A 13548-nucleotide genomic window follows, 5' to 3' on the forward strand; every position below is an offset into this window, starting at 1 on the left:
CGGCCCTCTATCACTTTCGACGCGAAGTCCGATCAGCCGACGATTTCATCGTCGTTGAAGAAGAACGCGATTTCGATCGCGGCGTTTTCTTCGCTGTCCGAACCGTGGACGGTGTTTTCGCCGATCGACAGTGCGAGTTCCTTGCGGATCGTGCCGGGGGCGGCGTCAGCCGGGTTGGTGGCGCCCATCACTTCGCGGTTGCGAGCGACGGCGTCTTCGCCTTCGAGCACCTGAACAACCACCGGCTCGCTCATCATGAATTCGACGAGTTCACCAAAGAAGGGGCGTTCCTTGTGGACGGCGTAGAAGCCTTCGGCCTGTTCCTGGGTCATGCGGATGCGCTTCGAAGCGACGACGCGCAGGCCGGCGTCTTCCAGCATCTTGGTGACGGCGCCGGTCAGGTTGCGCTTGGTCGCATCGGGCTTGATGATCGAAAAGGTGCGGGTAACCGCCATGGTTCGTATTCCTTGTAAGAGAGGTGCGCGCGAAATCGCGAGCCGGGGTGAATTCCGGCGCGCCCTTAGCCTTGGTGAAGCATCAGTTCAAGCTTCGCTTGCGCAAGGGCGCTCAGCGCCGCTCTTCGCCGATGGTCAACTGCCCCATCGTCAGACCGTCCTCGCCAGTCGGATAGGCGGTGATCGAAAAGGTCGTGCCGGTCGCCTCGTTTTCGCCGCCCAGCATCTTTCCGCCGTTCATCGTCGTTTCGATCTGGATTGCAATCCCGGCGGATTCCGCCTGCCGGCGATAGAAGGCAGCGATATCTTCCGGGCTCTTCTTGGTGGTGAAAGTGACCAATGCTCCCCGCCCATCAGCCTGATCGACCACCGTGTTGCTGACAACCGTAGCGCCCGGCATCAGCGCAAAGCCAGCGGGCAGATCGACCGGCACATCGCTGCCGGAGCGCATTGACACTTCGCCATCGGGCGTATCGAGAGTGACATTGGTTTCGCCCGTCGCGTAATCGACGGAGTATTCGCCCTCCTCGCCGTCTTCGGTAGTGAAGTCGCCGGAGGCTTCCGAACCGCAAGCGGCCAGACCAAGCGTTGCGGCCGCAATCAAGGTTAAACCGGAAAATCTCATCGTTTCATCTCCCTCCGAACGCGAAGAACATCGCGCATCCCCACATTTGGCGCAAGCGATCAGCGTTTCTTGACCCACCTGCCGTCGACTTGCTCGAAATAGGAACGTTCAAGTCCAGTTACGCTGTCCAGTTCGCTCCACGTCCGCCGCGCAGCCTGTTTGGTGTCCTCATCGAACAGCAGGAAGGCGCGCTCAAATCCAGCGGGGTCGCGGTATGCGCCATCGGCAAACACCACATGGCTTGCCCCATTGGCACGATCCAGTGTGTCTGCGAGCAGGATCGGCTGAAGCTCGGCGCCGGGATCGCTGGCCTCGCCATTGGCAAGGAAGTGTTCGGGGCCGGACTTCCACAATCCGCGCGAAATGGCCTCGCGTTGCTCCGGGTCACCGCTGACCACCAGCAGTCTTTCGCCGCCATCCATCACCCGTTGGGCGATAAGGGCGACAACCTTTTCGACCGGATCGCGCGAAAGTTGCCAGAAATCGATCTTCATGTGCCCTTTCGCCCCGCCAGTCTCAGTTGGCTGAAGTCCTCTTGCTGCGTTTGCACCGTTCCGAACAATAGCGCACGTTGTCCCAATCGCGCTCCCATTTCTTGCGCCAGGTGAACGGCAGCCCGCAAGTCTCGCAGATTTTCGATGGCAGGTCCGATTTCTTGCGCATTTTCGGCATGCGCCGGACCCCTACCCTTCGACGTTGTCAGCCACGAACTGGTCGATCAGCCGCGCGCCGTATCCGGTTGCACCCTTGTCGTGGGTGTGGCCGGGCTTGTCGGCCCATACCATGCCCGCGATGTCGCAATGCGCCCAAGGGGTGCCCTTCTTGATGAAGCGGTGCAGGAATTGCGCCGCCGTGATCGAACCGGCCCAGCGCCCGCCGATGTTCTTCATGTCGGCGATCGGGCTGTCGATCAGCTTGTCATAGGCAGGGCCGATCGGCATCCGCCACAGCTTGTCCCCGGTCGCAGCACCCGCGCCCAGCAGCTGGTTGGCGAGGCCATCGTCATTGGCGAACAAGCCACCATGCTCATTGCCGAGCGCGATTATCATCGCTCCGGTCAAAGTCGCGAAATCGACGATGCGGGCGGGATCATACTGCTCCTGCGCCCAATGCAGAGCGTCGCACAGCACCAGCCGTCCTTCGGCATCGGTGTTGAGCACTTCGACCGTCTGGCCGCTCATGGTGGTGACGACATCGCCGGGGCGCTGCGCATTGCCATCTGGCATGTTTTCAACCAGCCCCATCACGCCGATGACATTTGCCTTTGCCTTGCGCCGAACCATCGCCAGCATACCACCGGCAACGGCCCCTGCACCGCCCATGTCCCACTTCATGTCTTCCATGCCCGGAGCCGGCTTGATCGAGATACCGCCGGTGTCAAAGGTCACGCCCTTGCCGACAAACACGGTCGGCTTTTCGTCCTTTTCGCCGCCGTTCCAGCGGATCGCGAGCAGGCGCGATTCCCGGCGCGAACCCTGACCCACGCCAAGCAGCGCACCCATGCCGAGCTTTTCCATCTCGGCTTCGTCCAGCACGGTGATTTCCGCGCCCGTGTCCTTGAACGCGTCCTGGCAAGCCTCGACGAAGGTTTCGGGGTAAAGGATGTTTGCTGGCAGCGTGACGAGGAACTTTGTGAACTCGACACCCTCGGCAATGGCTGCCGCGCGGTCCCACGCCGCCTCGGTTCCGGCCGGAGCGTTCAGCACATGGACTTTTGTCAGTGAAACTTTCTTGTCCTCGGCAAGCTTGGTCCGGTACTTGTCGAACGACCAGCTGCGCAGTCTGACGCCGAGCAGAACCGCCACTGCATCGTCCGCCGACAGACCGGCATGGCCAAGATCCAGCACCATTTGCGCTTCACCAGAACGCAGATACCTGCCGATCAGGGCCGCTCCAGCGCGCTCAAGGTGATGCTTGCGCTTGTCAGAACCGGCCTCGCCGGCTCCGGCCACCGCCATGCGCTTCGTTTCGCCATCGGCTGTGACGAAGCCTTCGAACACCTGCCCGGCGCTGCCCTTGAACCGGGATGCCTCTGCGCCATCGGCAAAGGCAGCGTCCAGATCGCTCATTCCTTCGCCCTGATTGACTACCCGCGCAACGAGGCGGACTTTGGCGGGAGACGTATCGGTGAAGAGGATTTTCATGCTCGCTCCGGAATTGGTCGGCCCCGGTCGGGACCTGTGATAAAATCGGCTGGACCGGCGATATCACTCGCCTGATCCCGGCTGGGAAATTGCCCCAGGAATGGCGATTGCGATTAGGCGCGAGCAGTGCAATAGGCAAGCCATGACGGGAGTATCAATGGGCCGCGCCGTGACAGCGAGCGACCGCGTTCTTGCGCGCTGCATGACCAGCCCACTGGCGCTCGGCGCCTTGGCGCTGGCAGCGCTTGCCCATACCGCGCCCGCAATTGCCCAGGAAAACGCTGCACCTGCCGATCAGGTTTCGGTGGAAGTCGACGAAAACGGGGAACGGATCACCTTCGAGGCTGATCAGGTCACCTACGACAACGAAGCCGACACGCTTACCGCGCGCGGCACCGTCATCCTGCGCAGCGATCAGGCTTCGGTGCGTGCCAATGAAGTCGTCTGGGATCGCAAGACAGGCGAAATCGTCGCGCGCGGCAACATCCGGTTTGTGGACAAGAACGGCAATCAGGTCTTCACTGAAAGCTTGACCCTCAATGACCGGTTTGAAGCCGGGGCTATGGATGAGCTGTTGTTGGCGCTGCGTGCAGGCGGCAGGCTTGCCGCTCGATCCGCCCAGCGCAACGAGGACGGGACGGTCGCGCTTACCGATGCGGCCTATTCTGCCTGCGCAGTCGTTGATGAAGACGGGTGCAACCGGGACCCGAGCTGGCGGATCACCGCCGATCGCGTGAGCTACGATCCTGCTAATGAACGGGTCAGTTTCGACGGGGCGATGCTTGAGTTGTTCGGGGCCCGCATTTTGCCCCTGCCAGGCCTTGCGATCCGCACAGACGGGCGCGCGGAAAGCGGCTTTCTGGTGCCGGACATCCGCATCGATCAAGTCAACGGGCTGGAGCTTTCCGGGGATTATTACTGGCGCATTTCCGATAATCAGGATTTGACCATCGGCGCCTCGGTCTATTCCGAAGTTGCACCAATGGTGCGTGGGCAATGGCGACACCTCACAGAAAAGGGCGCCTATCAGATCACCGGCTATGCCACGTCGAGCAGCCGCGTTTCGAATTTCGGCCTCGCGCCCACCACTCAAAGCGACCCGCGCGGCTATCTGTTCGCCAATGGCCGCTTTGTCATTTCGCCCGAATGGAGCGTTACAGGATCGGTCCGGCTGGCGAGCGACCGCACGTTCCTGCGCCGCTATGATCTGAGCCGCGATGATCGCCTGCGTTCGACATTCAACATCGAACGCATCACCGACGATTCCTATTTCAGCCTTGCGGGTTGGGCCACGCAGACGCTGCGGATCAACGCCGAACAGGGGCAGATACCGCTTGCGATTCCCGCGCTGGATTATCGCCAAATCCTGAAAGACCCGGTGCTGGGCGGTCAGGTCCAATTGCAAGCCAACACGCTCAGCCTGATCCGCAACGAAGGTCAGGACACACAGCGCGCCTTTGCCGGTGCGCGATGGGATTTGCGCAGGCTCACCGAATTCGGACAGGTCGTGACGCTCACCGGATTGGTGCGCGGCGACGTCTACAATACGCAAAACACGCTTGCCACGATCACCGATGTGTATCGCGGAAACGAAGGCTGGACCGCGCGCGGCGTGGCGACTGCCGCGCTCGACATCGAATGGCCTTTTGTCGGGGAAGCCTTTGGCGGGACTCAGGTGTTCAAGCCGCGGCTGCAATTTGTCGCCAGCCCGCCGATCCGCAACCTTGCCGTACCCAACGAGGACGCGCGCGCGATCGACCTTGAGGATTCAAACCTTTTCGCACTCAACCGCTTCTCCGGGTATGACCGGGTGGAAGACGGAGCGCGGGTAACTTGGGGCGTCGACTGGGAGCTCACCAAGCCGGGCTGGCGGGTCAAATCGACCATTGGCCAATCGTACCGCTTCAGCACCGAAAGAGAGATTTTCCCCGACGGGACCGGCCTGTCCGAGCGCGTTTCGGACTTCGTCGGGCGGACGGAAGTGCGGTTCCGCAACGATCTCAAGTTCACCCATCGCTTCCGGCTCGACAAGGACAGCTTTGCAATCCGCCGCAACGAAATCGACGCCACCATCGGTTCGCAACGCAATTACTTCGAAGTCGGCTATCTGCGCCTCAATCGCGACATCCAGACTGTCGAGGACTTGCAGGACCGCGAGGAATTGCGCGCCGCTGGCCGGTTTACCATCGGTCGGCATTGGTCGGTGTTCGGCTCCGGCGTGGTCAACCTGACCAGTGCCGCCGAAGACCCCGTATTCAGCCCTGACGGTTTCGAGCCGATCCGCACCCGGCTTGGCGTTGCCTATAGCGACGACTGCATCGAGTTCGGTGCGACCTGGCGCCGCGACTTCATCGACGCTGGCGACGCGCGCGCCGGCAACAGTTTCCAGTTCTTTTTCGCCTTGCGAAATCTCGGTTTCCGCTAACCCTTTGGCGGACACGTTGGCAGCGCGCGAAAAAAGGGTTAAGGGGCGCGAAAGCTGGCGCTCAGTAACCGTTAAGCCGCGTTCAGCCACTTTCAGGCTGCTCTAGGTGTGGCGAAATTGGCCGGTGCGAAGAGGGGTCGCACTTGGCGGGATTTATTACAAACCGGGATTGAAATCGTGACGTTCAAGGCATTTTCAAAGACTTGTGCAACAGTGATGGCGGCGGGCCTCGTGGGCTTGGCGGCAACTTCCGCACCAGCACAGACCACGGCCGTACCCACGTCCGACAACCCTTTCGGCATCCCGGAAAATTTCCAGGTTTACGGAAGCGACAACCCGAATGAACGCACCGCGACTGCGGTGGTTAACGGCTATGTCATCACCGGAACCGATATCGACCAGCGCGTGCGACTGGTCACCAATTCTGCCGAAGGCGAGGTTTCCGAAGAAGAGCTGCAACGCCTGCGCGCGCAGGTGCTTAGAAATCTGATCGACGAAACGCTGAAAATTCAGGCCGCCGAAGCGCTTGAATTGCCTGCAGAACGCGCTCAGGTCGAACAGACATACCAACAGCTGGCCGCACAGAACTTCGGCTCCAACCCCGAGCGTATGGACGAATATCTGTTGTCCATCGGCTCGTCCCCCGCCGCGCTCAAACGCCAGATCGAAGGCGAACTGGCGTGGGAAAACCTGCTGCGGCGAAACATCACCCCGTTCGTCAACGTGTCCGCGGAAGAGGTGAACGACGTGCTGGCTCGCCTCAACGAGGCCAAGGGCACCGAAGAATACCGGCTCGGCGAAATCTACATGAACGCCACGGCGGAAAACCGCGACGCAGTGATCCAGAACATGCAGCGCATCATGCAGCAGTTGGAACAAGGTGGCAGCTTCGTGGCCTATGCCCGCCAGTTTTCCGAAGCCACCACGGCGGTGGTTGGCGGCGACACTGGCTTCCTGCGGCTCGCCACCCTGCCCACCGCCATGGCCAATGCCGTGCGCCAGATGCAGCCGGGACAGCTTGTCGGGCCAATCGAGATTCCGGGCGGCTTCACGATCATCTATCTGATCGACAAGCAGCAGGTTCTTACGGCTGACCCGCGGGATTCGCTTCTCAGCCTGCGCCAGATTTCCATCGCCTTCCCCGCCGGCACCACCGATGCGGAGGCCAGTACCCGGATCGAAGAGTTCGGCGCTTTCATCCAGACCCTGCGCGGCTGTTCCGATGTCGGCCGTGCACAGACTGAGTTCGGCGCGACCGTCGTCGCCAATGACCAGATCGAAGCTCGCCGCCTGCCCGAGCAGCTTCAGGGCATTCTCCTCAACATGCAGATCGGCCAGACTACCCCGCCGTTCGGTAGTGCGCAGGATGGCGTTCGCGTGCTGATGCTGTGCGGTCGTGACGAACCACAGGAGTCGGGCGCACCAACGTTCCAGTCGGTGATGAATTCGATCGAGGAAGAGCGCATCAACAAGCGCGCCCAGCGTTACCTGCGCGATCTGCGCAATGACGCCTATATCGAATACAACTAAGGTTGATCCCGCTTGGCTGATCCGGCCCCATCCCCGCTTGCGATTGCGCTCGGCGATCCGGCGGGGATCGGGCCGGAAGTCATCCTTCGCAGCTACGACGCGTTGCGCCGCTCCGGCCAGCCATTCTTCGTGGTAGGCGGGTTCGAAGCGCTTAGAAACGCTGCTGAACGGATCGGAGCCGACTTCACGATAGTTCCCATTGCCGAGGCGGGCGAGGCGCAAATGGCGTTTCACGCAGGCCTGCCGGTTCTTGCCGGGATCGACGCGCCTTACACCCCCGGCATGCCGTCCGACGAAGGCGCGGCGCTCGCCCTTTATTCGCTCGCCGAAGCCATCCGCGCAGTCATCCTTGGCGACGCGGCAGGGGTCATTACCGCGCCTGTGAGCAAGGCCCAGCTTGCCAAGGTCGGCTTCGAATATCCTGGGCAGACCGAATTCCTCGCGGAAGCCTGCGGGATGGCACCTGATGATGCGGTGATGATGCTGGCCGGGCCGACGCTGCGCACGGTTCCGCTAACGGTGCATGTCGCCCTGTCAGAAGTACCGACCCTGCTTTCGCCCGAACTCATCGTCCACAAAGCGCAGATCGTAGCCGCCGCTCTTAAGCGCGATTTCGGCATCGCCAACCCGCGCATCGCCGTGTCGGGATTAAACCCGCATTCGGGCGAGGATGGGAAGTTCGGCGACGAGGAATCGCGGACCATCGAACCCGCCATCGCTTCCTTGCGCGTACAGGGATTGGATGTGGCGGGGCCAGTACCCGGCGATGCGCTGTTCACGCCGCTGCTGCGCCCGACCTATGACGTGGCGCTCTGCATGTATCACGATCAGGCGCTGATCCCGATCAAGGCGCTGGAATTCGATGCCGGGGTCAACGTAACGCTTGGCCTGCCGATCATCCGCACCTCGCCCGATCACGGCACCGCCTTCGACATCGCCGGACAGGGCAAGGCGGATGCAGGCGCGATGATTGCCGCAATCCGTATGGCAGGCGAAATGGCGAAGGCGCGGAGCGGAAAGGCGTGACCACCCTCCCTCCGATCCGCGATGTCATTCAGCGCCACGGCCTTTCCGCGTCTAAGGCTCTGGGGCAGAATTTCCTCCTCGACGAGCAATTGCTGAGCCGCATCGCCGCGCTTCCGGGCGATCTTGCCGGTAAGCAGGTGCTGGAGGTCGGCCCCGGTCCGGGCGGACTGACGCGGGCGCTTTTGCGTGCGGGCGCGAATGTCACCGCGATTGAAATGGACCGCCGGTGTTTGCCTGCGCTGGAGGAGCTTGGGGAGGCGTTCCCCGGCCAACTCAAGGTGATCGAAGGCGACGCGCTGAAGCTGGATCACGGGGATTTGATGAACGGGCAGCCGTTCCATGTCCTCTCCAACCTTCCCTACAATGTCGGGACCGCGCTGTTCGTGCGCTGGCTCGGCGGTGAAGCCTGGCCACCGCAGTGGCAATCACTGACCCTCATGTTCCAGCGCGAGGTGGCTGAGCGCATCGTCGCGCAGCCCGGCAGTTCCACCTATGGACGCCTTGCTGTGCTCGCCCAGTGGCGCGCCACCGCCAAGCTCGCGATGAAAGTCCACCGCAGCGCCTTCACCCCTCCCCCCAAGGTGATGAGCGCGATTGTTCACGTGACGCCAGCCGCCGCACCCGAAGGCGTCTCGGCGCGGACGCTGGAACGCCTCACCGAAGCCGCCTTCGGCCAGCGCCGCAAGATGCTGCGCCAGAGTTTGAAGGGCGTGCCGGGTGCGTTGGACGCACTTGGATCGCTTGGCATCGACGAGACCCGGCGGGCTGAAACTGTCAGCGTGGCGGAATTTGTGGGGCTAGCCCGGTCGCTTGGTTAAGGCGACATGTCGCGACAAATCGATACTGGCCAATCGCGGCGATTTTGGTTGAAGTGCAGTCAACAGATTGTTTGACCGGATCATAGACATAGGAATTGAGGATGATCGCCAGGTTTAGGGTGGCCCCCGTTTCGTTCTTGGCACTGGCGAGCGCGTCGCTCGCTGCTTGCGGAGGCGAAGATGCAGCACCCTTGCCGACTACGAATGCGCCGTCACCAAGTCCAAGTCCTTCGCCCACGCCCAGCCCCACGCCGACAGGCGCGGCAATCGCGCTCACTTCGGACATCCAGTACGGCGAAGGCGCAACCGTAAACGGTGCAAAACCTCTGTTTCTCGATCTTCACGCACCCGATGAAGCGTGCAGCGCTAACCGGCCAACTGTGCTGTTTGTTCATGGCGGCGGATTTACGAGCGGCAACAAAGCCGGTTCCAATGTGAATGCAATCGCCGAGGCCATGATTCCACGCGGGATCAATGTCGTTTCAATCCAGTACCGGCTCGACCCCGACGATCCGCTGCCATCGCAGCCCTTCGTCGATGTGGTCGATGATATCGTGGCAGCGGGCGGCGGCGATCCGAACGAACCGCGCCTCGATGCAATTGCAGCCGCTTTCGAGGACACGGTGGCGGCGCTCGGCTTCCTCGATGCCAATCAGGATAATTTGTGCGTTGATACAGACCGGATCGCCTATTGGGGCTCATCCGCAGGCGCTTACACCGTGCTGCAGGTGGGCTATGGTCTCAACCAGTTCGGCATCCAGCGACCCGAACCGCGCGTGGTGGTGGATTATTGGGGCGGCTTGTTCCGCGACAGCGACCTTGAGGTGGGCGAAGCGCCGTTCCTCGTGATCCACGGCACCAATGATGCAACAGTGGATTACAAGGAAGCAGTCGATCTTACCAACCGAGCCGACGTGGTCGCGGTGAGCTTTGCACTCTACACTGTGAACGGCGCCGGGCACGGATTTGGCGCAACCGGCACCTTCACCAACACCGTCGAAGGGCAGACCCTGCTCGAACGCACTGCTGATTTCGTCGAAGCGCACCTGACTGGCGGAACCCCGATCTACGGGCGGTTTGATGTGAATTAGCGATAGGCGTTTCGGACGCGCGCCCTACCTTGCTTTCTTCACCTGCCGCCATTGGTGCAGCAGTGGCTCGGTGTAGCCGCTCGGTTGTTCGACGCCCTTGAAGATCAGGTCCTTTGCCGCGCTGAATGCCGGGCCGTCCTCATTGCCGATTAGCGGCGTATAGGCGGGGTCGCCCGCATTCTGCGCATCAACCTTGGCGGCCATGCGGGTCAGGCTGTCCATGACCATTCCCTCGCTCACCACGCCGTGCAGCAGCCAGTTGGCGATATGCTGCGAGGAGATGCGCAGCGTCGCACGGTCTTCCATCAGGCCGACGTCGTTAATGTCGGGCACTTTGGAACAGCCAACTCCGGCGTCGACCCAGCGCACCACATAGCCGAGCAAGCCCTGGCAATTGTTGTCGAGTTCCTCGCGCAATTCATCCTCGGACCAGTTCGCGCCTTCGGCCAGCGGGACCGAAAGCAGCGCATCAAGGCCCATTGGCTCGGGAAGGTCTTTCTGCACCTCGAACACATTGAGCTGGTGGTAATGCAGCGCGTGCAGCGTCGCGGCGGTGGGGGACGGTACCCAGGCCGTGTTCGCCCCGGCGCGCAGGTGGCCGATTTTCTCGACCATCATCTGCCCCATCAGATCAGGCGCGGCCCACATGCCCTTGCCGATCTGCGCCTTGCCAGAAAGCCCATGCTTCAGGCCAATGGCGACATTGCGCGCTTCATAGGCTTTCAGCCAGTCCGAACCCTTCATCGCGCCCTTGCGCATCATCGGCCCGGCCTGCATCGAGGTGTGGATTTCATCGCCCGTTCGATCAAGGAAACCGGTGTTGATGAAGACGATCCGATCACGCACGGCATGAATGCAGGCGGCAAGGTTGGCACTGGTGCGGCGTTCCTCGTCCATCACGCCGACCTTTATCGTGTGGCGGGGAAGGCTGAGCAGATCCTCCACCGCATCGAACAGATCGTTGGTGAAGGCGCATTCCTCAGGCCCGTGCATTTTGGGCTTCACGATGTAGATCGAGCCGTGGCGCGAGTTGCCGTATTTCGCATGGCCTTCGACATCGAGCGTCGAGATCGCGCTGGTGAAGACGGCATCCATTATGCCTTCGGGCACTTCGCTGCCATCAGCCAGGCGGATCGCCGGGTTGGTCATCAGGTGGCCGACATTGCGCACGAACATCAGGCTGCGTCCCGGCAGGCTGTGCTCGGTGCCGGAGCTGTCCTTGTAGCTTTTGTCGCCGTTGAGCTTGCGGGTTAGCGTACGCCCACCCTTTTCAAAGCTTTCCTGCAAATCGCCGCGGATAATTCCGAGCCAATTGGTGTAGGCCAGCAGCTTGTCCTCGGCATCCACCGCCGCGACCGAATCCTCGCAATCGGCAATCGTCGTGAGCGCGGATTCGACCATGATGTCGGCTATCCCGGCCTTGTCGCTCGCGCCTACGGGTGTCGATCGGTCGAAGATCACTTCGATATGCAGGCCGTTGTTGCGGAACAGCAGGCCCTTTTCGGTAAAGCCGACCCACTGGTTTTCGTCCTGCAATTTGCCGTCATGTTCGTCCTTCAGATCGGCCCAGCTCTGGTCGACCAGCGGCAAGGCCTGATCAAGAAATTGCCGCCCCCGCGCGATCACCGCCGCGCCGCGCGCCTCGTCATAGCCGCCGGGCTTTGCAGGCGGCGCATCGAGCGCATCTGTGCCGTAGAACGCGTCATAAAGGCTCCCCCAGCGCGCATTGGCCGCGTTCAGCAGAAAGCGCGCATTGAGGATCGGCACCACGAGCTGCGGGCCTGCCATGGTGGCGATTTCCGGATCGACGTTCTGCGTGCCGATCTGGAAGTCATCCGGTTCTCGCACGAGATAGCCGATTTCCCGGAGGAAGGCCTGATACTCGGCCGGGTCATGCGGCTTGCCTTTGCGCGCGATATGCCAGCTGTCGATCTGGCGCTGGATTTCCTCACGCTTGGCGAGCAGCGCGCGGTTGCGCGGCGCAAACTCGGCAAGGACTGCGGCAAAGCCGTCCCAGAATGCCGCCGCATCGCGCCCGAGCGGGGCAAGCACCTGCGTTTCAAGGAAATCCGCCAGCCTTTCGTCAATCGAAAGACCTGCGCGATCAGTCATGTTTGTCATTGGCGTCCTCATGAATCGATCAGATCGGTTCCCGGGGAGGAGGACAGCGCGTCTATGGCCAAGTGGAGGGCAGATTGCAACGGGTTGGAAGGCGCGAATTCGCCCGCTAAGACCTTTTGCCAATGACGCGCACAACGCCCCTTTCCATCGATGCCGACGCCATGCTGGATCAAGTCCGGGAATGGTCGGCGATCAACACCGGTACCGCCAATCTTGAAGGGTTGGCCCGGCAGGCCGATGCCTTGAGCAAGGCCTTTTCCGTGCTGCCCGGCGAGATCAGCCTTGTCGATCCCGGGCCTGTCACCGCGATCGCGGCTGACGGCAGCGAATTTGCCAAGCCGCATGGCAAGCATCTTGTCGTCAAAGTCCGCCCCCAAGCGAACCGTCGCATCCTTCTGACCGGGCATATGGACACCGTTTTTCCGGCAGACCACCCGTTCCAGCATCAACGCTGGCTCGAGAACGGCGTCCTCAACGGCCCCGGCGTTGCCGACATGAAAGGCGGCATAGCCGTGATGCTGCACGCTCTGATGGCCTTTGAGCAGACGGCCAGCGCCGGATCTCTGGGCTATGACGTGCTGATCAATTCGGACGAGGAAACCGGGTCGCTCGCCAGCGCCGATCTGATCGCGGAGATGGCGCGTGGCAAGCTGGCCGCGCTCACTTATGAACCAGCAGCCTTGCCCGACGGGACGCTTGCCCACGCTCGCGGGGGAACCGGCAATTATTCGATCACTTTCAGCGGCAAGAGCGCGCACGCCGGCCGCAATCCGCATGAAGGGCGCAACGCTCTGGTCGCCGCAGCCGACCTGATCCTGCGGCTGAAGGCGATGGAGCGCGAGGACATCACCATCAATCCCGCCAAACTTGAAGGCGGCGGGCCCAACAATGTCGTGCCCGACCACGCGGTTCTACGATTCAACATCCGTCCCAAATCGACATCGGCGATGGAAGGGTTTGATACAGAACTCGCCAAGGTGCTGAGCGCGATCGAGCGGGAACACGAAGTGTCGATTCACCGCCACGGCGGGGTGACACGGCCGCCCAAACCGGTGGATGACAAGGCGCAGAAACTGTTCGATCTTGTGCGTGAATGCGGCGCCGAACTGGGTCAGGACATCCGCTGGCAATCAACCGGCGGCGTGTGCGACGGCAACAACATCGCTGCTTGCGGCGTACCCGTCGTCGACACGATGGGCGTGCGTGGCGGCGCGATCCATTCGGCCGACGAATTCCTGATCACCGCCAGCCTGGCAGAGCGCGCCGCTCTTTCGGCGCGCGTGATCGAACGCCTTTCGAACTTCGAATTCTAG

General features: G+C 61.8%; 12 protein-coding genes. 6 read left to right on the forward strand and 6 right to left on the reverse strand.

Translation table 11 applies throughout. The features are described 5' to 3' along the window. Positions 1-32 precede the first annotated feature (32 nt). The 5 genes from ndk to AABA34_RS13055 all read right to left on the reverse strand — a co-directional run bounded on the left by ndk (position 33) and on the right by AABA34_RS13055 (position 3224). Positions 33-455: a nucleoside-diphosphate kinase gene (gene ndk / locus AABA34_RS13035; protein ID WP_034954639.1), complete on the reverse strand. Its 423-nt coding sequence runs from the start codon at positions 453-455 to the stop codon at positions 33-35. 112 nt (positions 456-567) lie between these two features. After that, entirely contained in the window at positions 568-1080 is a 513-nt protein-coding gene (locus AABA34_RS13040; RefSeq protein ID WP_338302968.1) for a hypothetical protein, read from the reverse strand. Positions 1081-1139: 59 nt separating this feature from the next. After that, a complete protein-coding gene (locus tag AABA34_RS13045) occupies positions 1140-1574 on the reverse strand; it encodes a DNA polymerase III subunit chi (RefSeq protein ID WP_034954641.1) in 435 nt (144 codons plus the stop codon). Between the two features lie 22 nt (positions 1575-1596). Then, a complete protein-coding gene (locus AABA34_RS13050) occupies positions 1597-1752 on the reverse strand; it encodes a DUF2256 domain-containing protein (RefSeq protein WP_084155711.1) in 156 nt (51 codons plus the stop codon). A gap of 11 nt (positions 1753-1763) precedes the next feature. After that, positions 1764-3224 carry a leucyl aminopeptidase gene (locus tag AABA34_RS13055; protein ID WP_338302969.1) on the reverse strand — a complete coding sequence of 487 codons (1461 nt, stop codon included), beginning with the start codon at positions 3222-3224 and terminating at the stop codon, positions 1764-1766. 142 nt (positions 3225-3366) lie between these two features. Between AABA34_RS13055 and AABA34_RS13060 the strand changes: the two genes are divergently transcribed. From AABA34_RS13060 to AABA34_RS13080, 5 genes are all read left to right on the forward strand, one after another. After that, on the forward strand, positions 3367-5649 hold the full coding sequence (locus AABA34_RS13060; RefSeq protein WP_338302970.1) for an LPS-assembly protein LptD: 2283 nt from the start codon (positions 3367-3369) through the stop codon (positions 5647-5649). Positions 5650-5817: 168 nt separating this feature from the next. Next, entirely contained in the window at positions 5818-7179 is a 1362-nt protein-coding gene (locus AABA34_RS13065; RefSeq protein WP_445083781.1) for a peptidylprolyl isomerase, read from the forward strand. A 12-nt stretch (positions 7180-7191) separates the two neighbouring features. Then, positions 7192-8205 (forward strand): 4-hydroxythreonine-4-phosphate dehydrogenase PdxA, encoded by a 1014-nt coding sequence (gene pdxA, locus AABA34_RS13070; RefSeq protein ID WP_338302972.1) that lies wholly within the window; start codon positions 7192-7194, stop codon positions 8203-8205. Then, positions 8202-9023, forward strand: a complete 822-nt coding sequence (rsmA, locus tag AABA34_RS13075) for a 16S rRNA (adenine(1518)-N(6)/adenine(1519)-N(6))-dimethyltransferase RsmA (protein ID WP_338302973.1) — start codon at positions 8202-8204, stop codon at positions 9021-9023. The genes pdxA and rsmA overlap by 4 nt, the downstream gene beginning before the upstream one ends. Before the next feature lie 101 nt (positions 9024-9124). Next, positions 9125-10114, forward strand: a complete 990-nt coding sequence (locus AABA34_RS13080) for an alpha/beta hydrolase (protein ID WP_084155960.1) — start codon at positions 9125-9127, stop codon at positions 10112-10114. A gap of 24 nt (positions 10115-10138) precedes the next feature. On the opposite strand, the gene AABA34_RS13085 is transcribed toward AABA34_RS13080, so the two are convergent. After that, on the reverse strand, positions 10139-12235 hold the full coding sequence (locus tag AABA34_RS13085) for a malate synthase G (protein WP_338302974.1): 2097 nt from the start codon (positions 12233-12235) through the stop codon (positions 10139-10141). Between the two features lie 122 nt (positions 12236-12357). On the opposite strand from AABA34_RS13085, the gene AABA34_RS13090 reads away from it, so the two are divergent. After that, complete coding sequence (locus AABA34_RS13090) at positions 12358-13548, forward strand: hydrolase (protein ID WP_338302975.1); 1191 nt, start codon at positions 12358-12360, stop codon at positions 13546-13548.

The sequence above is a fragment of the Erythrobacter sp. Dej080120_24 genome (assembly GCF_036322605.1).
Lineage (GTDB): Bacteria > Pseudomonadota > Alphaproteobacteria > Sphingomonadales > Sphingomonadaceae > Erythrobacter > Erythrobacter aurantius.